Genomic DNA, 22,929 nt, shown 5'->3' with positions numbered 1-22,929 from the left:
ATGGCGACGACCGCTCAACGGATTGCCTGCTTCTTCTCGACCTCCGGTCACAGCGGGGTCGACCGCGCGGCCAAGCATCTGATCCCGGCCCTGGCGCGTCGGGGCTATCGCGTCGATCTGCTCAAGGTCCGTCGACATGGGCCGCATCTGGACACGATCCCGGACGGGGTCTCGGTGGTCGATCTGGGCTCGCGGCACACCTACGCCTGCCTGCCGGCGCTGGTGCGCTATCTGCGCCGCGAGCGTCCGGCCGTGATGCTCTCGGACAAGGATCGGGTGAATCGCACCGCACTGCTTGCCGTCTGGGTTGCCCGCCGACTCGGAGGGGGGCCGACGCGCCTGGTCTTCAGCTCGGGGACGACCATCTCGATCGATCTGGCGACCCGCGGCGCGCTCGAGCGCTGGGTCCAGCGCACCTCGATGGGCCGACTCTACCCCTTCGCCGATCAGGTCATCGTGACCAGCGCAGGCGTCGCGGACGATATGGCGCGCTACACCGGCTTGGCGCGCGAGCGCATCCGCGTGGTGCCCTCGCCGGTAGTGCCGGCGTCGCTTTTCACGGAGGACTTGGCGCGGCCTGATCATCCCTGGCTCGGCCGGTCCGACATGCCTCTGATCTTGGGCGCGGGCGAGCTCTGCAGACGCAAGGACTTCGAAACCTTGCTGCGTGCCTTCGCGCGGGTGCGGGCACAACGCCCGTGCCGTCTCATGATCCTGGGCCAAGGCCGTGCACGCGAGCGCCTGCTCGCGCTCGCCGCCGAGCTGGGCGTGGCCGAGGATGTCGCCCTGCCCGGTTTCGTCCCCGAACCCTATGCCTTCATGGCCCATGCCGATCTTTTCGCCTTCACATCGCGCTGGGAGGGGCTTGGCTTCGTCATCATCGAGGCACTCGCGGTCGGCACACCCGTGGTGGCAACCGATTGTCCGAGCGGCCCGCGCGAGATCCTGCAGGACGGACGCATCGGCCCCTTGGTGCCGGTCGGCGACGCTTCCGCCTTGGCGGCGGCCATGCTGCAGACCCTGGACGCACCGCCGCCCACGGCACTGCTTCGGGACGCCGCCCGACCCTACGAGATCGAAGCGAGCACCGATGCCTATCTGGATGCCATGCGGTTGCCGCGGTGGGCGGGGTAAGCGCCGATTGATTCTTGCCGATCAGCTTTCGGCGATCAGCCCGAAGGCCGCGAGATAGCGCCGTGCGCTGATGTCCATCCGATACTCCTGAACCGCTTCCTTCAGGAGATCGGGCGGCGGCGGATTGCGCAGGGTCTCTTCCATGGCGGCCGCCAGTGCCTCGACATCGCCGACGGGCACCAAGGCGCCGAACGCGCCGTCGCGGGTGATCTCCCGCGGACCGCTGCGACAATCGGTCGAGACCACGGGTGTACCCAGCGCGAGCGCCTCGGTCAGGACATTGGGCGAGCCTTCCCAGAGCGAAGAGAGTGCGAAGAGCTTGGCGCGTGCCAGAAAGCGGTAGGGATTGGGCTCGAAACCGGGCAGGGACACGTCGTCCGCAATGCCCAGATCCCGCGCGAGGCGCAGGAGGCGCCCCTGCTGGCGGCCCTGTCCGAGGATCATCAGCCGGCAGGGCAGACGCGCATGCAGCAGGGCGAACGCCTTGATCAGGGTCGCGAAGTCCTTTTGGGTCCGTAGGCCGCCTACGCCCATGATCACCGGCGGCTGGTCGGTGCCGAACCAGGGGTGATTAAGCGGCTCCCGGGCCTGCGCATAGAACTCGGGCGTGATGTTGGGGTTGCGCACCACCCGAACGCGACTCGGCGGGATGCCCGTGACTGAGGCGATGTCTGCCGCAACCCCTTCCGATACGGCAACGACCCCGTCTGCCCGCTGGAAGAGACGCCGCAGCTCGCGCTGCTCCCACCAGCGTTTGAGCCAATTCTTCCCGCGCGCACGCCAGCGCTCGGACATGGTGGTGCCGGGGCGCAGAAAATACCGGGTGTCGGTCGACGAGGCTGCCTTCACCGCGAGCGCGATGCGATCGTCCTCGGTCTTGGCCGACAGCACGACGGCCGGACGGCTCCGCTCGACATACTCGGCGAGGAAGCGCTGTCGCTCCCGCGGCGGGACACGGCCGAGCGCATGGAGGCTCACCGTTGCCGGCAGACTGTCCAGAAAGGGTGCATCGCGCCGGCCGACCACGAAGTCGACCGGCACACCCTGATCGGCGATCCCTCGGGCGATGTTGACCATCATGCGCTCCACCCCGCCGTCGCCGAAGCTCGGGATAAAGAGGCACACCGGGCGCGACGCCGAATTCGGCGCCGGATGAGACGTAGGTTCGGCGATGGGTTGATTCGACGAGGGGATGACGGGCATTGATCGTCCTCGACACGGCGGTCGCATCGGGCCGAGTCTCATGTTGGATGTCGAATTGTCCGGGCACTGCCGTCGGAGCGACGCGGGCAGCTCGGCGCTTCGGCGGCTGAATTCGCACCGCCGGCCCGGCGCGCGCGGGGCTGCAATGCGGCGAAAAACCCACGTGCGCTCGGTATATCATACCCGTCCCGAGGCGATATCCTTATCCCGAGAACCCGTCGAGACCCAGCCCTTGCCCGATTCGCCCCGCCTCATGCCGAGCATCGCGCCGACCGACGGCTGGTTACGTGCCGGTCTCGTCGGCCTCTATGTCTTTGCCTTCTTCGGGCTGCTCGGGATCACCCCGGCCACCGTCGGCCTGGTTCTGCTGACCCTGGTCTTCCTGATTCGATTCGACGCTTGGCGGCGGCTCGCACGGGATCCGGTCGCCCTGCTGGCCCTGGCCTTCGGCCTCTATGTCGCCGTGCACAGCGCGATCGCCTATTTTTTGGAGCCGACCCCGGCGCTGGCACAGGCCGTCGTCGACAACGGAACGGACTGGGTGAAGCTGCTGCTCTTCATCCCGCTCGCCTACTGGGCCGCCGGACGCCCGGACAGGGTGCGCCTGATCCTGCTGCTCGGGCTTGCCGGCTTCACCCTTGCGACCTTTCGCAAGATCGACTGGGCGACCTTCGACGCCGCCTTCTTCTCGACCCGGTTCGAGTCCTACCTGCCGGCGATCGCCTTCGGCATGTTCGCCGGGCTCGGAGCGCTCGGACTCCTCGCGACGCGCCGTGCCTTCTGGGCGGAGCGCGATCGTCCTTGGAAGCGTTGGCTCGCGACGACACTCTGGGCCATCTGGCTGCTCGTCATGCTGGAGGGCCTGCTCCTGTCGCAGTCGCGCGGCTCCTGGCTCGGCTTTCTCGGCGGGCTGTCGGTCTTGGTCTTGATGGAATGGCGAGCGCGGCAGGCGACGACGGCAACACCGACACGCCGACGCTGGCTTGCGATCCTGCTGGTCGCCGCCGCCCTCGGGGCCATCCTGTCGAGCCAGTATCAGACCATCGAGATGCGCCTCACCGACCAGACCGAGACCCTGCAACAGGTGATCAGCGGCGATGTGACCGAGGTGACCTCCGACCCGGTCGGCCTGCGCGTCAACGCCCTGCTCTTCACCGTCGAGAAATGGCGCGAACGTCCCTGGTTCGGCTGGGGTGCAGGCACCAGCCGCGAATGGATCGCCGCGAGCGGACGAGCGGACACCCTCATGGACAACCTCGAGTGGCTGCCGCACCTGCACAACGCCTACGCCGAGACGCTGTTTCAGCTCGGCACCGTCGGTCTGCTGTTGGCTGTCGCGCTCGTCTGGGCCTTGGTGCGCGCGACCGGCAACGAGTGTCGCGCCGGGCGAATCCCCGCGGATCTCTGCCGGCTCTTCGTGGTCACCCTCGTGTTCGTACTGATCTGGAATCTGTTCAACTATCGCGTGGTACGCAGCGACTGGATGGTGTTCTGGATTCTGCTCGCAGGGTCCGCCTACAGCTTCCGTCTCGCAAGGCTGACCGAGTCCTCGGGGGACGGCCGCGGGTGAAGATCCTTGTCGTCAGGCTCTCGGCGATCGGCGACATCGTCTTCGCCTCGCCCCTGATCGCGGCCCTACGACGCGCCTATCCGCAGGCGCACATCGCCTGGCTGGTCCAGCCGGAGTACCGCTCTTTGCTGGACCGACACCCGGATCTCGACGAGGTCATCGTTTGCCCGCTCGGTCACTGGCGGCGCCTGTGGCGCGAGCGGCGGCTGCGGGAACTGATATCGGGTATCGCGGCGCTGCGGACGACTCTGCGCGAGCGGCGCTTCGACCTCGCCATCGACCTGCAGGGATTGCTCAAGAGCGGCGCCCTGACGCGGCTCTCGGGTGCTCACGATCGGATCGGTCTGGGCTCGCGCGAGGGCAGCCAATGGCTGATGACGCGCACGGTTCAGCGCGGCGGGGATCCCCAGCGTATCGGATCGGAGTATCTCTATCTGGCACAGACCTTGGGTCTGCCGGCGGATGACTTCGCGATGGCCGTGTATTACGGCGAGACCGAGGCGGACTTCGCCGATCGGGTCATCGCCGAGCATGATCTGAGCGACGGCTTTGCGGTGCTCTGCCCCTTCACGACGCGTCCGCAAAAACACTGGATCGAGGAGCGTTGGGCACCGCTTGCGGCACGCATCCGGGCGGATCTCGGCCTGACGCCGGTCGTGCTCGGCGGTCCGGCGGACCGCGAAGCGGCGACACGGATCGCCGATGCCGCCGACACCCCCTTGGTCGACCTCGCGGGCCGCACCAGCCTCATCGAGGCCGCGGCCTTGATCGAGCGTGCATCGCTCCTGATCGGCGTGGACACCGGCCTGGGTCACATGGGCATCGCCTTCGGCACCCCGAGCCTGCTCCTCTTCGGCTCGACCTGTCCCTATCTCGACACCACCCGCGCCAACGCCAGGGTGCTGTATCACAAGCTCGAGTGCTCGCCCTGCAAACGTCGCCCGACCTGCGACGGGGCCTTCACCTGCATGCGTCTGATCACGATCGAGGAGATCCTGGACGCGGCCCGCGGCGTGCTCGGGACCGCGCCGTGAGGATCCTTCACGTCGAAGGCGGGCGCCATCTCTACGGCGGGTCCTATCAGGTCCTGCACCTGCTGCGCGGGCTCGCCGCGCGCGGTCACGAGAATCTGCTCGCCTGCCCCGCCGGATGTGCCCTGGCGGAGGCCGCTGCGCCCGTTGCGCGGGTCTATGGCCTGCGGATGCGCGGCGATCTGGACCTGCCGATGGTTACGCGTCTGCGACGCCTCATCCGTGCGAGTCGACCGGATCTGGTGCATCTGCACAGTCGCATCGGCGCCGACGTCATGGGCGGGATTGCTGCGCGCCTGAGCGGTGTGCCGGTCATCCACACCCGCCGGGTCGACAACCCCGAGCCGCGCTGGCTGGTCGCACTCAAGTACAGGCTCTTCGATCGCGTGGTGGCCATCTCGGAGGGGATTCGCGACGTGCTGCTTGCCGAGGGACTGCCCGCCGAGAAGCTGCGGGTCGTGCGCAGCGCGGTCGACTATGCCACCTACGCCCGGCCCTGCGCGCGCGCCTCGATCGCCGCCCGACTCGGGGTGCCCGAGGATGCACTCCTGATCGGCGTCGTCGCCCAACTCATTCAGCGTAAGGGACACGCCGATCTGATCGAGGCACTGCCCCCGTTGATGGATCGCTATCCCGGCCTGCAGGTGCTCTTCTTCGGGAAGGGGCCGATCGCGGATGCGCTCGATGCACAGATCGATCGGAAGGGCCTGACCGCGCGCGTCCGGCTCCTCGGCTTCCGCGACGATCTCGCCGAGATCATGCCCTGCCTGGATCTCCTCGTCCACCCGGCGCGCATGGAAGGGCTCGGCGTCTCCTTGCTCCAGGCCGCCAGCGCCGGCGTGCCGATCGTCGCGAGCCGCGTCGGCGGCATCCCGGAGGCGGTGCGCGACGGCGAGAACGGGCTTCTGGTGCCTCCCGGCGACATCGCGGCATTGCGGGCCGCGCTCGAGGCCCTGCTCTCCGATCCCGAGCGCCGCCGAAGACTCGGCGCAGGCGGACAGGCCCTGATGGCACGCGAGTTCTCCATCGACGCCATGGTGAACGGCAACCTCGCGGTCTATCGGGAGCTGTCGCGCGAAGCTGCGCGGCGCTCCGGGCCGGGGTAACGAATTTCCTCTTGACCTTGCTACAGTCGCTTATGTCAGATCCATCCAGTCTCCAAATGGTCGCCAGCAAGGCCCTCGGCGGTGCCGAGCGCTGGGCGATCCGCTTCAGCCTTGCGCTCGCCGAGCGCGGAGCCCCCGTCGACCTGGCGATCCGCCGCGGCAGCGGTCTCGACGATCTCGACTACGGATCACTCCAGGTCCATCGCCTGCCCTTTCTCACGACCTGGGATCCGCTCTCGCGCGATGCCGTCTCGCGCACCATCGCCCGGGTGCGCCCGGACATCGTCCAGACCTATATGGGGCGGGCCACCCGGCTGACGCACATCAGGCCGTCGAAAGGTCCGGTTCATCTTGCTCGGCTGGGCGGCTATTACGCGCTCGGACCTTTTCGACATGCCCACGGCTGGATCGGCAACACCAAGCAGCTCTGCGACTGGATGATCCAAAACGGCCTGCCGGCGGATCGTGTCCATCACATCTACAACTTCGCCGAGCCGGTGCACCCGGTGGCGCCGGAGCAGGTGGCCGAGCTGCGCGCTCGGCATGCGATCCCGGACGATGCCCTGGTCATGGTCACCTTGGGCCGATTGGTCGGCTTCAAGGGACATCGGCACCTTGTCGATGCCATGGCCCGGCTCCCGGAGACGATCGACGGACGACCCCTGCGCCTGATCATCGTCGGCGACGGACCCTTGGGGCCGGCGCTGCATCGTCAGGCGATCGAGGTCGGGCAGAATAAGCGCATCCTCTGGACCGGCTGGGAGAAGGATCCCTCGGCCTATCTGCAGATGGCGGATCTCGTCGTCTTCCCGTCCTTGGACGAGGAGCCGATGGGCAACGTCATCCTGGAGGCATGGGCCTGGCGAAAGCCCCTGGTGACGGCCAATTTTCGCGGGGCGCGGGAGATCGTGCGGAATGGCGAGGACGGATGGGCCGTGCCCTGCGCGGATGCGGTCGCACTCGCCGAGGGGATTCGGGAGGTGCTGTCCGACCCGACGCTCATGTCGGGCCTCGCCGAGCGCGGCCATGCTCGGGTGCAGCGCAATTTCAGCCGCGATGCGATCCTGGATCAGTATCTGAGCCTGTATCGGGAGCTTGCCAGCTGAAGGCAAGCTCGTCGCACCAAGCAGCCGGCTTCTTACACGGCAAGATCGGGACGCAAACGCGGCAGATCGATCTGCAGGAGGCGGGCGTGCGGGGAGTAGAGATCGTAGCGCTCAAGCTCGCTCAGGGGCACCAGACGGGCACTCGTCACCTCGGGGGATCGGGCAACAAAGGCACCCGAATCGATCTGCCGACGCAGCGCCTCGAAGCCCATCGCGGGCTCGCAGGCGAAATAGAAATCGAGCCGATTCGAACCCGGCTCCTCCTCCACGAACGGCATCGCATCGACCCGCAGCAAGCGGATCCCGATCACGTCGATGCCGAGCTCCTCGAAGATTTCGCGCTCCATGGTGCGCTCGAGCACGTCGTCCGGCAGCCCTGCGTCCCCGGCATCTCGCGGACGCTGCGTCATGGATTCAAGTGACCCGCCCGGCAGACCCCAGGCGCCACGCCGACGATAACTGTGCTCTATCAGAAGGACCTCGGGCGGCGATCGACTCGCATCGACCAAAACACCGACCGCGCCGACGATCCAGTCGCGGGCCATGAAGCGCTTGAGCAGGCCCGCCATTTTCGGCGGGAAGAGTCGCCATAGACGCAAGGCGGCGCGATGCAGCGCCGGTCGTTGCTCGATCCAATGTGTCAGCCTGGAGAACACGGCGAACCTCTGTGTTGAATCGATTCCGCCGGCCTAGAGTGGTAGCCAAAGGCGGAAGAGCCTGTGTGCGATGCTACGAGATGGCGGATACCGAATCAACCGAGGACAACGGGCCGCCTCGCGCCGCCCGTCCGGTGCTCAGTCGGCGTCGTCCTCGCCGGGCTGGTCGCGTCGCTCGACGGTCTCCGGGTCGGCGGTGATGGGCCGATAGATCTCCACCCGATCGCCGTCGCTCAGACGGGTTTCGAGCTTGATCAGGCGCCCGAAGATGCCGACCTTGTTCTCCGCCAGATCGATCTCCGGAAATTGGTCCAGCAGACCCGACCGCTCGATCGCGTCGCGTGCGGTGCTCCCGTCCGGAACATCGAGCTTCAGCCAGGTCTGCTTGAATTTGTCCGCGTAGGCGACACCGACGTGCATTGCTCGAATCCTCGATCGTTCAAAAACAAGGTACGCGTTCTCTGCGAGCCGGAACGCGATCGGATCAGCTTCAGGCGGCCGCGCCGGCCGTGGCCCGGATCCGCTTGGCCGCTGCGATCCTCGTATCGAGCAGGCGCTTCCCCGCGAGCAGGAAGCCCAGCGCAAGGAACCCGCCCGGCGGCAGGATCGCGAGCAGGAAACCACGATAGTCCGGGATCAAGGTAAGCTCCAGGAACGCCATGCCCTCGCCGAGCAGAGAGGCTGCGTTGGCGAAGAGGGTGCCGCTGCCGATGATCTCGCGTATCGCGCCGAGCAGCACCAGGGCGAAGGTGAAGCCCACACCCATCATGAGCCCGTCGAAGGCCGCGGGCATGACCCGGTTGCGCGAGGCGAAGGACTCGGCGCGTCCCAGGATCGCGCAGTTGGTGACGATCAAGGGGATGAAGAGCCCGAGAACCTTATGCAGATCATGAAGCCAAGCGTTGAGCCCGAGATCCACCAGGGTCACCAGAACCGCGATGATGAGGACGAAGACCGGGATACGCACGTCGGGCGTGATGAGTCCACGCAACAAGGAGATCATCAGCCCGGACGCCACCAACACCGCCGTGGTCGCCAATCCCATGCCGAGGCCGTTGGTCGCCGTCCCGGTCACCGCAAGCAGCGGGCAGAGGGCGAGCGATTGGGCCAGGATGACGTTGTTGTCCCAGAAGCCGTCTCGGGCGATCTTGCCCCACTGGGTTCGATCCTTGGTGTCTGTCGCTGTGTTCATCTGAGCCTCGGTACCATGATCTCGCGGAATGTCTCGCGCTAAGGTGCTGCAGGGCTAGGATCCCGGCTGGGTCGGTGCGGGGCGCGCCGCGTCGGGGCTGTCGACCTGGAGGACCGCGGAGGCGGTCAGGGCGTCGCGGTGCGTCGCGAAGAACTCCAGCCCGCCCCGCAGGGCGGCGAGGATTCCGCGCGGGGTGATGGTGGCCCCGGTAAACTGGTCGAAATCCCCGCCGTCCTTCTTCACCGCCCAACGCTCGGCCGGCGGATTGCCGAGGCTCAAGCCGTTGAAGCCCAGGATCCAGTCCCCTTTGGTGACCTCCATCTTGTCGCCGAGCCCGGGTGTCTCCGCATGCGAAAGGACGCGCGTCCCCAGGACAGTTCCGGCGGCATCCAACCCAAGCAGCAGCTCGATCGTGCCCGCATAGCCGACACCGCTCACCCGATAGGCGACCCCGGTGACCTGAAGTCCTTGTCGTGCGCGGTAGACGGTCAGGGGCGACCCGTCCGGACCCTCGAGCGTCAGGGGATCGGCCAGCAGATCGTTGTCGTGGATCGCGGGCGGGATCACCTCCGCCAGCGACGCCTTGAGATCCTCCGCCTTGCGCAACGCGATGGTGTCGCGCGTGGCGATATCGCCCATCACCAGGAGGGCCGCGGCGATCAGGGTGAAGCCGCCGAGCAGACCGGCCTGGTAGCCGATGCGTTTGCGATAGCTGGGTTCGGCAACGGCTGTCATTTGCGCATCTCGGCGTTGTCCGCGTATTCGATCGGCGTGCCCCGGCGATCGCGTCCGTAGACCCGTGGCCGGATATAGTGGTCGATCATGGGGGTGCAGGCGTTCATGAGCAGGATGGCGAAGGCCACGCCCTCCGGGTAGCCGGCCCAGGTCCGAATGACATAGACGAGGACGCCGCAGCCGGCCCCGAAGATGATCTGACCCATCTTGGAGACAGGCGAGGTCACCGGGTCGGTCGCGATGAAGAAGGCCACCAGCAGCGTCGCGCCCGAGACGATGTGATAGAGGGCGCCGGCATAGTGCTCGGGGTCATAGAGATTCATCAGGGTCGCCAGGATCGCGAGGCTGCCGATCATGGCCACCGGCGTGTGCCAGGTGATGACCCGCTTGGCCAGCAGAAAGAGCCCGCCGAGCAGGATCAGCAGGGCCGAGGTCTCGCCCATGCTGCCGGCGATGGTTCCGACGGCGCCGGAGAAGAGGTAACCCATGTCGGGGAGAATCTCGGTCAGGGTGAGGCCCTGGCTGAGATCGGTGCGCACATGGCTCAACAGGGTCGCGCCGCTGACGGCATCGAAACCCGGCTGGCCGAGACTGATCCCCACGCTCTGCAGGAATCCCGGCGCATCGGCGGAAAACAGCGGCATGGGCTGGACATAGTTGGTCATCTCCAAGGGAAAGGAGATCAAGAGGGCCACCCGAGCCACCATGGCCGGATTGAAGAGGTTCTGACCGAGGCCGCCGAAGACCTGCTTGGCGACCACGATGGCCAGCAGGGCGCCGATCGCACCGATCCACCAGGGTGCCCAGGGCGGCAGACTCACCGCCAGGATCCAGCCGGCCAGCAGGGCCGAGCCGTCGAGCAGGTATGGACGTTGCGGCTTGCCCGCGATCCGCAGGCAGGCCGCCTCGGCAAGGACCGCGGTACCCAGTGTGGCGAAGAAGAGAAAGATCGCCGGCCAGCCGAACTGCCAGAAGCCGAAGAGCGTCGCCGGCAAGAGCGCCAACATCACCAGACCCATGGTGCGCTGGATGCTGGTGCGGGCGTGGGCGTAGGGGCCGGCGAGTGCTGCCGGGGTCTCGATTTGCATCTCAGGCCTCCGCGGCGGCCGCTGGTTGCTCGGTCGCGGGCAGCTCGGCCCCGGACGCTTTGGTGGACGCTGGGGTGGACGCTGGGGTTGCCTTCTGTGCCGCGGCCTCGCGTTTGCGTTTGGCCATGGCCTCGCGCTTGGCCTGCTTCAGCGCCTCCATCCGGGCCGTGCGCTGCTCGGCGAGTCGTTTGGTCTCGGTGAGCTTCTGCTTGGTACGCCCGCGCGCAGCCATCTCGCCCTTGGCGTAGTTGAAGAACTGCACCAACGGGATGTGGGCCGGGCAGACATACGCGCAGGAGCCGCAGCCGATACAGTCCATCAGGCCGAGGCTCACGGCGCCTTCCAGGTCCCCGGCGCGGGTATGCGCGGCCATGTCGAGCGGGACCAGTCCGCAGGGACAGGCCTGCACGCAGGTCGCGCAGCGAATACATGGCATGGGCTCGTGCCGCGCGACCTCGGCCGCCGTGAGCGCCAACACGCCGTTGCTGCCCTTGACCATCGGCACCCGGGTGCTCGGGAGGGGCTGACCCATCATGGGACCGCCGCTGATCAACTCCGTCGGCTCTTCGGTGAAACCGCCGCAATAGTCGAGTAGGTCCTGGACGCGCGCACCCAGCGGAACACGGAGGTTGCGCGGCCGGGAGATGGCGGCGCCGCTGACGGTCACCACGCGCGAGACCAGCGGCCGCCCCAAACGCAGCGCCTCGTGGACCGCAAAGGCGGTGGCGCCGTTGTGCACGACGACGCCGATGTCCGCGGTCAGTCCGCGCGCGGGGGTCTCGCGACCGGTCAGCGCCTGCACCAGATGTTTCTCGGACCCCATCGGATAACGCGTAGGCAGACGCGCAATACGGATCCGCGGATCCACCGATGCAGCGACGGCCATCGCGGCTTGGGCCTCGGGCTTGTTGTTCTCGATGCCGATGACGATGCGCTCCACGCCCAGTGCGTGCGCCATGATCCGGATCCCGTCGACGACCGCATCGGCGTGCTCGCGCATCAGACGATCGTCGCAGGTCAGGTAGGGCTCGCACTCCGCCCCGTTGATGACCAGGGTGTGAAGGCGATAACGGGTGCGTAGGTTCAGCTTCACCGCGGAGGGGAAGGTCGCCCCGCCCATCCCGACGACACCGGCCGCCGCGACCCGTGCCGAGATCTCCTCGGGCGAGAGGGCGAAGGGGTCAGGGACGCCCTGGATCTCGTCCGACCAGCGATCCTCGCCGTCGGGCATCAGCGTCACGGTCCGCACCGAGAGTCCCGAGGCATGATGCGCCGGGTAGCTGCCGACCCCCATCACGCGACCCGAGGTCGGAGCATGGACGGGGGCGGAGATGGCACCCTGACTGAGTGCGAGCAGATCGCCCTTAGCCACCCGTTGGCCACGACGCACGGCCGGCTTGGCCGGCGCGCCGATATGCTGTTGCAGCGGTATATGCAGCAGCGCAGGCATCGGCAGATCCTCGATCGCCTGCTCGGCCGCAAGGTGCTTGTTGTCGTGCGGATGCACGCCGCCGCGGATCTTGAAGAGTTTCATGTGGGTTCTTTGTGCCTTTGTGGTTCAGGCCCTTGATCAAGCCGCCAGCGCGCTCGGCTTTGCCCAGTACCAGGTCTGCAGCGTGGGCGTCACCGGGCGCATCTCGATGCACTCGGTTGGACAGACGTCGAAGCACAGCTCGCAACCGGTACAGGCGTCGGCGAAGACGCTGTGGATCATGTTGTTGGCCCCCATGATCGCGTCGGTCGGGCAGCGCTTGAAGCATTTGCAGCAGCCGATGCAGAGGTTCTCGTGGATATGCGCGATCGCCGGCGCCTTGTCGGCGACGCCCGACAGATCGACGCTGACCCCGAGGAGACCCGCCAACTCCTCGGCCAAGACACGGCCGCCGGGCGGACAGCTGGTCACGGGGGCCGCGCCCGAGGCAATCGCCTCGGCCGCCGGTCCGCAGCCGGGATAGCCGCATTGCCCGCATTGCGAGCCGGGCAAGAGCTCGGCGACCCGCTCGGCGAGCGGATTGCCCTCGACCTTCAGGTAGCGCGCGGCGAGGCCCAAGAGCCAGCCGAGAATCAGGCCGAGTGTCGTGAGGCTGAAGATCGCTGCAATCATCGTGTTCTGATCTCGGATAAGAATCGGTCGTGTCGGTTGCGGTCCGGTCCGTGCCCTAGGGACGGGCAGTCCGCTGCCTGCCGAAACCCGGCCCGAACCCTCTCGGCATCTGTCTCGAAAACCGCCAAGCCCATGCAGTGAGCCGCATCCCCAAAGTGTTCATCCTCCGGAACGCGTCCCACCAGTGCCGTTGACTGGACCGGACGCCCAGGGATACACCAATCCTTGCTTGTCGCACTGAGCGCGTTCCGGAGTTTCACGCCAGCCCCGCAAAGCCCATGAAGGCCAGCGACAGCAGCCCCGCGGCGATGAAGGCGATCGGCGTTCCGGCGAAGGCAACCGGCACCTGCGCGAGCGCCAAGCGTTCGCGCAACCCGGCGAACAACAGCATGACCAGCGTAAAGCCGAGCGCCGAGCCAAACCCGTAGAGGACGCTTTCGAGGAACCCATGCTCCTCTTGGACGTTCAACAGGGCCACGCCCAGCACGGCGCAATTGGTGGTGATGAGCGGGAGGAAGATCCCCAACACCTGATAAAGCCCCGGCGAGAGCTTGCGCACCGCCATTTCGGTGAACTGCACGACCGCGGCGATGACCAGGATAAAGGTCAGGATGCGCAGGAAGCCGATGTCCAGCGGCTGGAGCACGAAGTACTCGAGCAGCCAGCTCGCGACTGCGGCCAGGGTCAGGACGAAGGTAGTGGCCAGGCCCATTCCCAAGGCCGAGTCGAGTTTGTTCGACACCCCCATAAAGGGACAGAGTCCGAGGAACTTGACCAGCACCACGTTGTTGACCAACGCCGTGCCGAGAATCAACATGACATACTCGCCCATCGAGAGAACGCCCTTGGGTCGCGACCTTGATGTCGGACCTTCAGCAAATGCAGTGCCATGTGCCGGGGCCTGCTGCGCGGGGAGTCCGCAGCGGATAGCCGGGGGCACCGCGGAGACGCCATCACCGGGCCAATATCGGCGAGCGCTCAGAGACTTGAGGCCGCGCCGAGCCGGGGACCGACATGCCTGTCGAAGCACCGCCGAGAGCAAGGCTGTCGCGGTGGCAACAGAAATCCATGTTGCACTGCGCGGCGAATGTCGTAAAACTCACAGGGGTATCGAGTGGGAGCGGCCGACAGGGATCGATCGGCGGTCCGGCCGGAGCCGCCTGATCGTCTTGACGCCCGACGGCATCAACCTTGCCTCGTCAACTGACCCAAATCCGTATTCAGGAGAGCGCCGTGCCGGTCCGAGAAGCCCCGGACACCGTCCAGCAGGTCGTCATCAACGCACTCGGCGAGTTTCTGGCCTCCCCGCCGGACGGAACCCCGATCGAGGTCGTCGAAGCGCTGACTCTGATGGGCGGCAATGCGTTGGATCCGCTGCCCCCCCGTCTCTTCTTCGAGGCGGTCGAGCAGTCGCCCGTGGCCATCTCCATCACGGACCACAAAGCGGCGATCCTCTATGCGAATCGCGCCTTCGAAACCTTGACCGGATATGGCCGCGAGGAGGTTCTCGGCCAGAACGAGTCAATCCTCTCGAGCAACGCGACGCCTCAAAGCGTCTACCAGCAGCTATGGCGGACCATCCAGCGCAAGGAGACCTGGACCGGCACCCTGGTCAACCGCACGAAGGCGGGCCTGGACTATCTGGCCGAGCTGATCATCTCCCCGGTCCTGGATCGCGACGGGGATCTTCAGTACTTCCTCGGGATGCATCGCGACGCAACCAAAGTCCACGAGCTCGAAGGGGCGTTGCGTCAACAGAAGGCCCGCATCGAGACCGTTCTGGATGCGGCCCCCGTGATCGTCGTTCTGCTCGACAGCAAGGGCCGGATCATCCTGGACAATCAGGAGTATAAGAAGCTGCTCGGCGACCTGCGCGGCAAGGAGCCGGCCGATGTCCTGCGTGCGGCGGTCAGCGAGCAGCTCGGCGTGGATGCCTTCGCCGCCTGTTTGGAGGGGCGCGGCTTCAAGGATGTCGAGGTCGCCATCGAGATTCCTGGCTCGATGGGGCCACGTTGGTTCGCCTGCTCCGGGACACCGGTCGAGGAGACCGACGCCAGTGCTCGGACCTATTTCGGTCGCCAGGCCCCCGGTGACCGACGTCTACTGCTCCTGGCCAGCGAGGTCACCGCGCGGCGCCGCGAGATCGAGCGCGCCCATCTGGAAAATCTGCGCGCCAGGCTTGCCGAGCAACAGCTGATGCACGGTATGCGCGAGGCGCTCGCCGCGGCCATCTATCAGATCCAGGTTCCGCTCAACGTCATCAATGCCGCCGCGGCCATGGTGCGCGGCGGTGCCGGCAACGTCGACACGCTCGCCGGGATGCTCGACCAGATCAGCGTGTCCGGCGCCAAGGCGCTCGCGACCTTGACCTCGGCACTGCCCGAGGAGCCGCGCGAGGCCGGGGTCATGGTCAACGTCAACGAGCTCCTGCGCCAGGTCCTGGAGTTGGAGACCGACCGCCTCCTGGCCACGGGAATCGTGGTCGACTGGCGACCGGCGCATGTCCTTCCCGAGCTTCCGGGCCACAAAAACCAGCTGCGCGCCTTGTTCAAGCACCTGATCGACAATGCCATTCAGGCGCTTTGCGAATCCAGCCGCGCGCACCGCGAGCTGCGTCTGACCACCCGCCGGGTCGACGAGGCTGTGGAGGTGGAGATCGAAGACAACGGCCGAGGGATTCCGGCCGAAGACCGATATCGCGTATTCGAGCCCTTCTACATCGGCTGGCGCAACCGGCGGGGCAGAGCCGGTATGGGCCTCGCCCTCAGTCAAGAGATTGTCAACGCCCACGGAGGCAGTATCGAGGTCGACCCGAAGATGACCGATGGCTGCCGAATTCGCCTGTCACTGACTGCCGTCCCCGCCTACGACTGAGCTTGCACGAACCCTCATGAATGCCGACTACCCCGTCCCCGGCAGCGCCGAGCAGGCCTGCCGGTTGGATCTGCTCGAATCCCAACTCAGCGCACTCTTCGAGGTGAGCTCCGTGCTCAGCCGTTCGCTCGATCTGCGCCAGACCCTGCGCGAGGTGCTCGGCGTTCTGCATGAGCGCGGACGCCTTCGACACGGGATGGTCAGTCTCCTGAGCGAGGATCGCGGCGAGCTGCTGATCAGCGCGCTCCATACCGACGACCCCCACGCCGCCGACCGGATCGCCTATCAACCCGGCGAGGGCGTGATCGGCAGCATCCTGTCGCGCAATCGACCCTGGATCCTGCCGCGCATCGGCGACGAGCCGCGCTTTCTCGACCGACTCGGTCTCTACGATCCGGACCTGCCCTTCATCGGTGTGCCGATCCGACTCGGCGAAGGGGGTGCGATCGGCGTCTTCGCGGCCCAGCCACCCGTCGCCGACGGACTGCTCGAAGAGCGTGCACGTTTTCTGGAGATGGTCGCCAATCTGATCGGCCAAGCGGTTCGTCTTGCCCGCACCGTCGAGGCCGAGCAGCAGGCCTTGCGCGAGGAGCGCGACAAGCTCCGCCGCGAGGTCAAAGGTACCCACGGCTTCGACAGCATCATCGGGCACACGGACGCCATGCGCCTGGTCTTCGATCAGGTGCGCCAAGTCGCGAAATGGAACACGACCGTGCTGATTCGCGGCGAATCGGGCACCGGCAAGGAGTTGATCGCCAACGCCATCCATTACAATTCGCCGCGCGCCCGCGCAGCCTTCATCAAGCTCAACTGCGCGGCCCTGCCCGACAATCTGCTGGAGTCGGAGCTCTTCGGTCACGAAAAGGGCGCCTTCACCGGCGCCATCAGCCAGCGCAAAGGCCGTTTCGAGCAGGCCGACGGCGGCACGCTCTTTCTCGACGAGATCGGCGAGATCACGCCCGCCTTCCAGGCCAAGCTGCTGCGTGTTCTGCAGGAGGGCGAGTTCGAGCGGGTCGGCGGCGGTCGCACGCTCAAGGTCGATGTGCGGGTCATCGCGGCGACCAATCGCGACCTCGAGGCCGAGGTACGCGCCGGCGAATTCCGCGAGGATCTCTACTATCGTTTGAACGTCATGCCCATCCGGATGCCCGCGCTGCGCGAGCGCATCGAGGACATCCCGGACCTCGCCCGCTTTCTCGTAGACAAGGTCTCGCGCATGCAGGGGCGCGAGCTCTCGATTACCGACAGCGCCCTGCGCATCCTGATGCGGCACGACTGGCCCGGCAATGTCCGCGAGCTCGAGAACTGCATGGAGCGCGCCGCGGTCATGAGCGAGCAGGGGATCATCGACCGCGACGTGATCGAGCTGACCGGCCTGAACGTGGCGGCGCTCGCAAGCGAGCCGCTTCCGAGCACGCCCGCAAAGATCTCCACGATCGACTTCAACGACCCCGACATCGACGAGCGCGAGCGCGTCATCGCCGCGTTGGAAGAGGCCGGCTGGGTCCAGGCCAAGGCCGCGCGATTGCTGAACATGACACCGCGCCAGATCGCCTACCGGATCCAGACGCTGAACATCAAGATGCGGCAGTTTTAAACCGCGTCCGGAGCGAGATGCTCGTTTTCGAGTGAGCTCGACGTTTGCTACATCCACAACCCTTGGCGGAGACGCGGTTTAAAATAATAGGTGATTAGCGTCGTGCCTCAGCCAGATCATTACACGCCGTGCGGACGGCGCCGTGGCGCAGCCATTTCTCGGGGCTGGGCGCGGTTCGGACGCTGGCATGGAGGAGTCGCCCGACCAGCGAGGGCAGATCGAAGCGGCGATTGAGGCGATACTGCGCCTCGGCGAGGTAGCGCGCCAAGTACTTGTGGACATTGACATGGTGATAGGTGCCCCGGATCGCGGTCTTGAGGTTGGAGATGACGGTATTGACCCAGCGGAACGCATCGATCTCGCTGGATTTGCGCGGGCTGACCACGATCGCCCCGTAGGCGGCGACGTGCGCACCGGCGCAGCCGAGGCTCGCGAAGGCGTCGGTGACGAGGTGCGTGTCGGGATCCAGCGCCTTGCGCACCCAAGCGCGCAGGGTGTCGCCCTTCAGATCGGGCAGCACGTCGAAGCGCACGTGTCGGGGATGGCCGTCGTCGTCGACTTCCACCGCGGCGATGAACACGGCCTTGCCTTCGGCGCCGCGTCCGCGCTTGCCGCCGCGGCGCTTGCCCCCGACCACGGCATCGTCGGCCACGACCACGCCGGCGAGCAGGCGCCCGGACTCGCGCTCAGCCATGGCTTCGAGGAGTTTATGTTTGAGCCGCCAGGCGGTGCGGTAGCACACCCCGAGATGCCGTTTGAGCGACAGTGCCGAGAGGTTGTTCTTGTTCTGAGTCACCAGGTACATGGCTTGAAACCACTTGGTCAACGGCAGCTTGGAGCTCTCGAACAGGGTCCCGCAGGTCAGCGAGGTCTGCACCCGGCACTGTGCACACTGCCAGTACTCCCGCCCGTCGGCCTGGAACCGGCTGTGCGCGGTCGCTCCGCAGTGCGGGCAGACGAACCCCTGCGGCCACCGCGACGCCTCCAGGGCCGCCGCGCACTGGGCTTCGGTGCCGTAGCGTGCGAAGAAGTCGTCCAGGGACATGCCCGGCTGGAATTGAATCGGGTTCTGCGGCATCGCCGTCGCCTCGCTGCGGGTGGAGATGCCCGCAGTGTGCGCCGGGGGGTGGCTCAATCCGTGAGCCTGCCGGCTCGAAAATCGCCGGCTGAGGCACGACGCTAATCACCAAATAATATATTCTTTAATATCTTAAAGCGCGCCGACTCCAGCGTTCGTCAAGTCTGCCGGGGCCGATCCCATCCAAAAGCATTGCATACCGCGCTGAGCGCGGTTTAAGCCCGCACCACACGGATATGTCGATCCTGCGGGCTGCGCGTCTCCACGCTGCTCGTGCGTTCGGCGATCGGCGGTTGGCCGGTGCGACGGTCGAAGATCACGAGCCAGCCCGCGTCGAGCCCGAGACCGGCAAGATACCCATCCAGCTGCACCAACCCCTCGGCCAAGGGATCGGGCGCACCGTCGCGCCAGACCTTCAGCTCGATGCCGAGCGTGACTGCCCCGTAACGCAAGCACAGATCCATCCGGCCGGAGCCGATCGCATATTCGCGCTCGAGCGTACCCTCGCCGTTGGCCACGCGATGCAGAAAGGCAATGAGCACCAGATGCGGGGCGATCTCGTGGTAGGCGGCGCTGCCCAAGAGTGGTTGGCCGTGTTGGCGCCAGAAGGCCAGGAAGGCATTCAGGAGGCGGTCGGGGTTCAAGCTCGCGTCGGGATTCAGCCAGGTCGGGGCGATCTGCGGCAAGGATGCCTGCGGCGAAAGGCCAAGATTCGGGGCAGGACCTCGCGATAGATCGGATTGGCGATCGTCAGGCCCCGACCCGGTGCCATCCGACAGAGACCGAGATCGATGAGGTATTGGATGTCGTCCTCGGGCACCTCGCCCAGGGCGGTCCCGGCCAACATCGGCGCGATGACCCGGCGCACACGCAGCTCGCGCAGCTTGTCGGCCAGCTTCACGGCGCCCCTTTCGTGGCCGAGGTGGCGGGTCTCCGGAGGCTGGAGCGTCCAAGACCCTGGTGACAAAGCTGGGGCTTCGTCACCAGGGAAAACCGCCAAGCCCCAAGGCGGGCGATTGGCCCTTTGCCTTCGCGGCTCGATGGGCCTACCCTTGGCAGCCATGCTCACACGGCTACGCGTCAACGGATTCAAGAACCTGATCGGGGTCGATATCCACTTCGGCCCCTTTACCTGCATCGCGGGCATCAACGCGGTGGGCAAGTCGAACCTTTTCGATGCCATCCTATTCCTCAAAGCGCTGATGGATGCGCCGATCATGGACGCGGCCATGGAGGTCCGGGACGACCGGGGCTCCGTGTCCGATGTGGGCCATCTCTTCACTCAGACCGCCAAGGGCATCACGCTCCCCATAGAGATCGAGGCGCAGATGCTGGTCCCAGGCGAGGGGAGCGATTACCTGGGCCAGCCCGCCCAGGCCAAGACGACCTTTCTGTCCTATCGGGTGGTGCTCCGCCATCGTCCACCGGACGCAACATCCACCCGATCCCGGGTCGATCTGGTCGAGGAGACCCTGATCGGCATCGCCCCGGGCGAGGCGAAGAATCATCTCCCCTTCCCCCACACCCAGCAGTGGCGGGCGTCCGTTGTCCGGGGACGACGGACCAGTCCCTACATCTCCACCGAGACGCCCGACCCGAAATCCGAGCCCCCCCAACAAGAGCCGAGCGGCGACCGGCGGATGGTGAAGTTGCACCAGGACAGCCCGGCTGGCGGCGGGCGGGCGCGGCTCTTCCAGGCCGAAAAGCTGCCACGGACCGTGCTCTCCGCGGTCAATGCCCAGGAGAGCCCCACCGCGGTGCTGGCCCGCCAAGAGATCCTGAGCTGGCACCTGCTGCAGCTCGAGCCTTCAGCACTGCGCACCCCGGACAGGTTCGACGCGCCGACCGTGCTGGCACCCAGCGGGGCCCACCTGCCGGCGACGCTGTTTCGGCTCTCGGCCAGGTCCGCTGAGCAAACGATGGCGGAATTATCGAACCGCCTGGGCGAGCTGATCGACCACGTGGGGCAGGTGCGGGTGGATCGTGACGAGCGCCGCGAGCTCCTCACCGTGCTTCTCACCGACCGTTACGGCACCGAGCTTCCGGCCAAGGCGCTGTCCGACGGGACCTTGAGGTTCCTGGCGCTGGCCAGCGTGGAGATCGATCCGACCCTCACGGGCCTGATCTGTATGGAGGAGCCGGAGAACGGCATCCATCCGGAGCGGATCGCCGCCATGCTGGATCTGCTCAGGGACATCGCAGTAGACCCCTCCTTGCCCGTGGGCGAGGACAATCCGCTGCGCCAGGTCATCGTCAACACCCATTCGCCGATCGTTGTGCGCCAGGTGCCGGAGGATGCCGTGATCTTTGCTGTGCCAGAGCAGCGCTCCGTCCAGGGAAGCATCGTCAAGGGGGTCTCGTTTCGCTGTCTCTCGGGGACCTGGCGCTCCAGTCCCGCCGGGATGCCGGAGATCGCCAAGGGCAAAGCCATCGCTTTTCTCCAGCCCATCGCCGAGCGGGGCGACGCGAAGCGCAAGGGTGCCGAGCGGCGGGTGATGGACCGCGACGACCTCCAGCTCTTGCTGGATCTCTGAGTCGCGACCGAATTGGAACCGTCCTTGGATCGACTCGACTTCACGCTGCTCACCGACGGCAGCTCGGACGCCATTCTCATCCGGCCCCTGACCTGGTTGCTACGCCAGCACCTGACATGCCCGATCGACGGCACCTGGGCGGACCTGCGTCGGTTGTCCGACCCGCCCAAGGACATCAGGACCCGGATAGAGGCGGCCCTCGACCTCTATCCCTGCGACCTGCTCTTCGTGCACCGGGACGCCGAGCGAGAGCCCCACGAAAAGCGGCTACGCGAGATCCTTGCTGCGGTGTCCGGGCGTGAGGGCCGAGTGATCCCTGTGGTACCGATCCGAATGCAGGAGGCTTGGCTCCTGCTGGATGAGGCAGCCCTACGCAGGGCCGCTGGCAACCCCGGCGGTCGCTTCCCCTTGGATATGCCGTCGATCGACCGATTGGAAGCGGTCCCGGACCCGAAGGACGTGCTCCACCGGCTGCTGCTCGATGCCAGCGAGCTCCCCGGGCGACGCCGTCAGAAGCTCAAGCCGGGCCGGATGGCGCTAAGGCTCGGGGAGCTGATCGAGGACTACGGCCCGCTGCGGCGCCTTAGCGCCTTTCAGCACGCCGAGCGTGCGCTGGTCTCGGCGCTGGCGGGCTGGGCTTAAGCTTCCAAGATCCGGGTGCGGAAACTGGGACTTCGTCACCAGGGAAACACCTGTCGCGGCGAGACTAGTTTGATCCCCCGCTAAGCGGCCGGGGTCCGCGCCGCAGGGTCAGGTCGGGGTTGCGGGCCAGCGAGCGGCGGCACCTTAGTAAGGGCCGAGGTGAGGGACCAAGATCGCCGTGCTCCTCGGACCCGCCGCGGCGGGTTCTTCGGTCTCGGCGGACAGGCCCCTGCCGACCGGCGTGTATCTCGTGGGAGGCGGGGGCGAGACACGGGGATGGATCACGCGCGCCGACACCGACGAGCACGACGAGCGTGCACTCGATGCGGCCGGTGTCCAAGACGTCATACCGATCGGGGGAGGCGTGCTGCAGCTGCCGCTCGGGCTGAACGCCGATCGATATGCCTCGGAGATGTAGACGGCGGTGGCGGTCTGAGCGCCTGCGAGAACCGTCAGCCTAGAATGCGGCCGCCTATGCCGCCTACAAACCGAGTTGGACACGGATCGCCTGAGCGACAGCTTGCATGTCCGTTGCAGACAAGGCTCCGAGTTTCTCGGTCAGGCGCGATTTGTCGGCGGTCGAGAGCTGATCCGCCATCGCCTTGCCGCCGGCGTCCTACCAGTGCCTCGCTCGGGTACAACCGACCCGTATTCCTGGTCAAGGGCACGACCTGCACTCGATTCAGGAAGCGATTCGCGGAGTCGTTGCTGACGATGACCGCCGGGCGGCGTTTCTTGATCTCGCCGCCCAGGGCCGGGGCGAAGCTCACCCACCAGACCTCATCGGGGCGGATCATTCACATCTCCGATCAGCGTATCCGCCCATGCCGTGGCGTCCTGCTCGCGCACCGAGTCGGTGGACATGTCGCGGTAAGCGACATCCAACTCGCTCTCCGGCGCCAATTCAAGCGCACGTTGCAGCATCAGATCGGCGAAGTCCGGCGGCACCAGAAGCCACATCGGGTGGCCACGGCTTTGGGGATTGCCGAGGGGCTGATCCCGTTGTTGCCATTCCATCGGATGCCCACGCCCGGTCTGCCCTCCCAGACCAGCGTCGCGACCGCGCAGTCATCGGCACCGCCGTCGTAGATAACCTGTACGTTGGAGACCGATTTCCAAGGACCCTGGACGGTCTTGGGATCGCAGCAAAGTGTCATCGGAATCACCCTCTCGGATCGCCGAAGTGAGTACGGCCACCTTCCCTGATGGGTTTTTCCTCTTAAATCGTCAACTTGTATGAGGGAGAGCGGTGGGCCTCCCTCGGGGTGCTTGAACAACA

Annotated in this window: 24 protein-coding genes and 1 pseudogene; 10 read left to right on the top strand and 15 right to left on the bottom strand. The window is 66.4% G+C overall.

The features are described from left to right. Positions 1 to 1,134 (top strand): glycosyltransferase, encoded by a 1,134-nt coding sequence (locus BLV04_RS21645; RefSeq protein WP_093037590.1) that lies wholly within the window; start codon positions 1 to 3, stop codon positions 1,132 to 1,134. A gap of 21 nt (positions 1,135 to 1,155) precedes the next feature. Here BLV04_RS21645 and BLV04_RS21640 read toward each other — a convergent pair whose 3' ends face one another. Next, positions 1,156 to 2,337, bottom strand: a complete 1,182-nt coding sequence (locus tag BLV04_RS21640) for a glycosyltransferase (RefSeq protein ID WP_245731986.1) — start codon at positions 2,335 to 2,337, stop codon at positions 1,156 to 1,158. Positions 2,338 to 2,569: 232 nt separating this feature from the next. Between BLV04_RS21640 and BLV04_RS21635 the strand changes: the two genes are divergently transcribed. Genes BLV04_RS21635 through BLV04_RS21620 form a run of 4 tightly spaced genes read left to right on the top strand, consistent with a single transcriptional unit; the run spans position 2,570 to position 7,150 of the window. Next, on the top strand, positions 2,570 to 3,907 hold the full coding sequence (locus BLV04_RS21635; protein ID WP_245731985.1) for an O-antigen ligase family protein: 1,338 nt from the start codon (positions 2,570 to 2,572) through the stop codon (positions 3,905 to 3,907). Next, a complete protein-coding gene (locus BLV04_RS21630) occupies positions 3,904 to 4,941 on the top strand; it encodes a glycosyltransferase family 9 protein (protein ID WP_093037556.1) in 1,038 nt (345 codons plus the stop codon). The genes BLV04_RS21635 and BLV04_RS21630 overlap by 4 nt, the downstream gene beginning before the upstream one ends. After that, positions 4,938 to 6,044 (top strand): glycosyltransferase, encoded by a 1,107-nt coding sequence (locus BLV04_RS21625; RefSeq protein ID WP_093037553.1) that lies wholly within the window; start codon positions 4,938 to 4,940, stop codon positions 6,042 to 6,044. Before BLV04_RS21630 ends, BLV04_RS21625 begins: the two co-directional genes overlap by 4 nt. A 32-nt stretch (positions 6,045 to 6,076) precedes the next feature. Further along, positions 6,077 to 7,150: a glycosyltransferase gene (locus tag BLV04_RS21620; protein ID WP_093037550.1), complete on the top strand. Its 1,074-nt coding sequence runs from the start codon at positions 6,077 to 6,079 to the stop codon at positions 7,148 to 7,150. A 32-nt stretch (positions 7,151 to 7,182) separates the two neighbouring features. Here the strand turns inward: BLV04_RS21620 and BLV04_RS21615 are convergent, their stop codons facing one another. The 8 genes from BLV04_RS21615 to rsxA all read right to left on the bottom strand — a co-directional run bounded on the left by BLV04_RS21615 (position 7,183) and on the right by rsxA (position 13,757). After that, positions 7,183 to 7,806 (bottom strand): NUDIX hydrolase, encoded by a 624-nt coding sequence (locus BLV04_RS21615; RefSeq protein WP_093037548.1) that lies wholly within the window; start codon positions 7,804 to 7,806, stop codon positions 7,183 to 7,185. A 138-nt stretch (positions 7,807 to 7,944) separates the two neighbouring features. Next, positions 7,945 to 8,226 carry an RnfH family protein gene (locus BLV04_RS21610; RefSeq protein WP_093037545.1) on the bottom strand — a complete coding sequence of 94 codons (282 nt, stop codon included), beginning with the start codon at positions 8,224 to 8,226 and terminating at the stop codon, positions 7,945 to 7,947. Between the two features lie 70 nt (positions 8,227 to 8,296). Beyond that, on the bottom strand, positions 8,297 to 8,998 hold the full coding sequence (locus BLV04_RS21605) for an electron transport complex subunit E (protein WP_093037542.1): 702 nt from the start codon (positions 8,996 to 8,998) through the stop codon (positions 8,297 to 8,299). A gap of 54 nt (positions 8,999 to 9,052) precedes the next feature. Then, positions 9,053 to 9,733, bottom strand: coding sequence for an RnfABCDGE type electron transport complex subunit G (locus tag BLV04_RS21600; RefSeq protein ID WP_093037539.1), 681 nt, complete (start codon positions 9,731 to 9,733; stop codon positions 9,053 to 9,055). Beyond that, positions 9,730 to 10,821, bottom strand: a complete 1,092-nt coding sequence (locus tag BLV04_RS21595; protein ID WP_093037536.1) for an RnfABCDGE type electron transport complex subunit D — start codon at positions 10,819 to 10,821, stop codon at positions 9,730 to 9,732. Before BLV04_RS21595 ends, BLV04_RS21600 begins: the two co-directional genes overlap by 4 nt. Before the next feature lies 1 nt (position 10,822). Further along, complete coding sequence (rsxC, locus tag BLV04_RS21590) at positions 10,823 to 12,355, bottom strand: electron transport complex subunit RsxC (RefSeq protein WP_093037533.1); 1,533 nt, start codon at positions 12,353 to 12,355, stop codon at positions 10,823 to 10,825. A 36-nt stretch (positions 12,356 to 12,391) separates the two neighbouring features. Then, positions 12,392 to 12,925 (bottom strand): electron transport complex subunit RsxB, encoded by a 534-nt coding sequence (gene rsxB, locus BLV04_RS21585; RefSeq protein WP_093037530.1) that lies wholly within the window; start codon positions 12,923 to 12,925, stop codon positions 12,392 to 12,394. A 256-nt stretch (positions 12,926 to 13,181) separates the two neighbouring features. Continuing rightward, complete coding sequence (gene rsxA / locus BLV04_RS21580) at positions 13,182 to 13,757, bottom strand: electron transport complex subunit RsxA (RefSeq protein ID WP_093037527.1); 576 nt, start codon at positions 13,755 to 13,757, stop codon at positions 13,182 to 13,184. Between the two features lie 401 nt (positions 13,758 to 14,158). On the opposite strand from rsxA, the gene nifL reads away from it, so the two are divergent. Beyond that, complete coding sequence (gene nifL, locus BLV04_RS21575) at positions 14,159 to 15,799, top strand: nitrogen fixation negative regulator NifL (RefSeq protein ID WP_093037524.1); 1,641 nt, start codon at positions 14,159 to 14,161, stop codon at positions 15,797 to 15,799. 16 nt (positions 15,800 to 15,815) lie between these two features. Then, a complete protein-coding gene (gene nifA / locus BLV04_RS21570) occupies positions 15,816 to 17,396 on the top strand; it encodes a nif-specific transcriptional activator NifA (protein WP_093037522.1) in 1,581 nt (526 codons plus the stop codon). Positions 17,397 to 17,490: 94 nt separating this feature from the next. Here the strand turns inward: nifA and BLV04_RS21565 are convergent, their stop codons facing one another. From BLV04_RS21565 to BLV04_RS25350, 3 genes are all read right to left on the bottom strand, one after another. Continuing rightward, on the bottom strand, positions 17,491 to 18,474 hold the full coding sequence (locus BLV04_RS21565) for an IS1595 family transposase (protein ID WP_093037519.1): 984 nt from the start codon (positions 18,472 to 18,474) through the stop codon (positions 17,491 to 17,493). Positions 18,475 to 18,689: 215 nt separating this feature from the next. Beyond that, positions 18,690 to 19,118 (bottom strand): hypothetical protein, encoded by a 429-nt coding sequence (locus tag BLV04_RS21560; protein WP_245731984.1) that lies wholly within the window; start codon positions 19,116 to 19,118, stop codon positions 18,690 to 18,692. A gap of 14 nt (positions 19,119 to 19,132) precedes the next feature. Further along, positions 19,133 to 19,375, bottom strand: a complete 243-nt coding sequence (locus tag BLV04_RS25350) for a hypothetical protein (protein ID WP_217633766.1) — start codon at positions 19,373 to 19,375, stop codon at positions 19,133 to 19,135. Positions 19,376 to 19,514: 139 nt separating this feature from the next. Here BLV04_RS25350 and BLV04_RS21555 point away from each other — a divergent pair, with 139 nt between their 5' ends. The 3 genes from BLV04_RS21555 to BLV04_RS21545 all read left to right on the top strand — a co-directional run bounded on the left by BLV04_RS21555 (position 19,515) and on the right by BLV04_RS21545 (position 22,068). Beyond that, positions 19,515 to 21,008, top strand: coding sequence for an AAA family ATPase (locus tag BLV04_RS21555; protein WP_217633765.1), 1,494 nt, complete (start codon positions 19,515 to 19,517; stop codon positions 21,006 to 21,008). Positions 21,009 to 21,032: 24 nt separating this feature from the next. Further along, the gene (locus BLV04_RS21550) at positions 21,033 to 21,650 is read left to right on the top strand and encodes a DUF4276 family protein (RefSeq protein ID WP_093037514.1); all 618 of its coding nucleotides are present in this window, start codon (positions 21,033 to 21,035) and stop codon (positions 21,648 to 21,650) included. 178 nt (positions 21,651 to 21,828) lie between these two features. After that, positions 21,829 to 22,068, top strand: coding sequence for a transcription factor MYC/MYB N-terminal domain-containing protein (locus BLV04_RS21545; protein WP_093037511.1), 240 nt, complete (start codon positions 21,829 to 21,831; stop codon positions 22,066 to 22,068). A gap of 63 nt (positions 22,069 to 22,131) precedes the next feature. Here BLV04_RS21545 and BLV04_RS26120 read toward each other — a convergent pair whose 3' ends face one another. The 3 genes and pseudogenes from BLV04_RS26120 to BLV04_RS21535 form a co-directional block, all read right to left on the bottom strand. Then, positions 22,132 to 22,248: a type II toxin-antitoxin system PemK/MazF family toxin gene (locus BLV04_RS26120; RefSeq protein ID WP_371828659.1), complete on the bottom strand. Its 117-nt coding sequence runs from the start codon at positions 22,246 to 22,248 to the stop codon at positions 22,132 to 22,134. A 22-nt stretch (positions 22,249 to 22,270) separates the two neighbouring features. Next, positions 22,271 to 22,447, bottom strand: a pseudogene (locus BLV04_RS26115) (type II toxin-antitoxin system PemK/MazF family toxin); the annotation flags it as partial. Then, positions 22,431 to 22,667 (bottom strand): hypothetical protein, encoded by a 237-nt coding sequence (locus BLV04_RS21535; RefSeq protein WP_139192003.1) that lies wholly within the window; start codon positions 22,665 to 22,667, stop codon positions 22,431 to 22,433. The pseudogene BLV04_RS26115 and the gene BLV04_RS21535, both read right to left, overlap by 17 nt. Positions 22,668 to 22,929: the final 262 nt, after the last annotated feature.

It is taken from the genome of Thiocapsa roseopersicina (assembly GCF_900106925.1).
Lineage (GTDB): Bacteria > Pseudomonadota > Gammaproteobacteria > Chromatiales > Chromatiaceae > Thiocapsa > Thiocapsa roseopersicina.
This window is presented reverse-complemented; position numbering and strand designations above follow the sequence as displayed.

What these genes read in the sequence shown, in the direction of transcription:
- BLV04_RS21620 (WP_093037550.1), top strand. Translation starts at nt 6,077, where the DNA reads ATGTCAGATCCATCCAGTCTCCAAATGGTCGCCAGCAAGGCCCTCGGC.
- BLV04_RS21610 (WP_093037545.1), bottom strand. Translation starts at nt 8,226, where the DNA reads ATGCACGTCGGTGTCGCCTACGCGGACAAATTCAAGCAGACCTGGCTG.
- BLV04_RS21600 (WP_093037539.1), bottom strand. Translation starts at nt 9,733, where the DNA reads ATGACAGCCGTTGCCGAACCCAGCTATCGCAAACGCATCGGCTACCAG.
- BLV04_RS21555 (WP_217633765.1), top strand. Translation starts at nt 19,515, where the DNA reads ATGGGCCTACCCTTGGCAGCCATGCTCACACGGCTACGCGTCAACGGA.
- rsxA (WP_093037527.1), bottom strand. Translation starts at nt 13,757, where the DNA reads ATGGGCGAGTATGTCATGTTGATTCTCGGCACGGCGTTGGTCAACAAC.
- BLV04_RS21565 (WP_093037519.1), bottom strand. Translation starts at nt 18,474, where the DNA reads ATGCCGCAGAACCCGATTCAATTCCAGCCGGGCATGTCCCTGGACGAC.
- BLV04_RS21535 (WP_139192003.1), bottom strand. Translation starts at nt 22,667, where the DNA reads ATGGAATGGCAACAACGGGATCAGCCCCTCGGCAATCCCCAAAGCCGT.
- rsxC (WP_093037533.1), bottom strand. Translation starts at nt 12,355, where the DNA reads ATGAAACTCTTCAAGATCCGCGGCGGCGTGCATCCGCACGACAACAAG.
- nifA (WP_093037522.1), top strand. Translation starts at nt 15,816, where the DNA reads ATGAATGCCGACTACCCCGTCCCCGGCAGCGCCGAGCAGGCCTGCCGG.
- BLV04_RS21595 (WP_093037536.1), bottom strand. Translation starts at nt 10,821, where the DNA reads ATGCAAATCGAGACCCCGGCAGCACTCGCCGGCCCCTACGCCCACGCC.
- BLV04_RS26120 (WP_371828659.1), bottom strand. Translation starts at nt 22,248, where the DNA reads ATGGCGGATCAGCTCTCGACCGCCGACAAATCGCGCCTGACCGAGAAA.
- BLV04_RS21645 (WP_093037590.1), top strand. Translation starts at nt 1, where the DNA reads ATGGCGACGACCGCTCAACGGATTGCCTGCTTCTTCTCGACCTCCGGT.
- BLV04_RS21640 (WP_245731986.1), bottom strand. Translation starts at nt 2,337, where the DNA reads ATGCCCGTCATCCCCTCGTCGAATCAACCCATCGCCGAACCTACGTCT.
- rsxB (WP_093037530.1), bottom strand. Translation starts at nt 12,925, where the DNA reads ATGATTGCAGCGATCTTCAGCCTCACGACACTCGGCCTGATTCTCGGC.
- BLV04_RS21605 (WP_093037542.1), bottom strand. Translation starts at nt 8,998, where the DNA reads ATGAACACAGCGACAGACACCAAGGATCGAACCCAGTGGGGCAAGATC.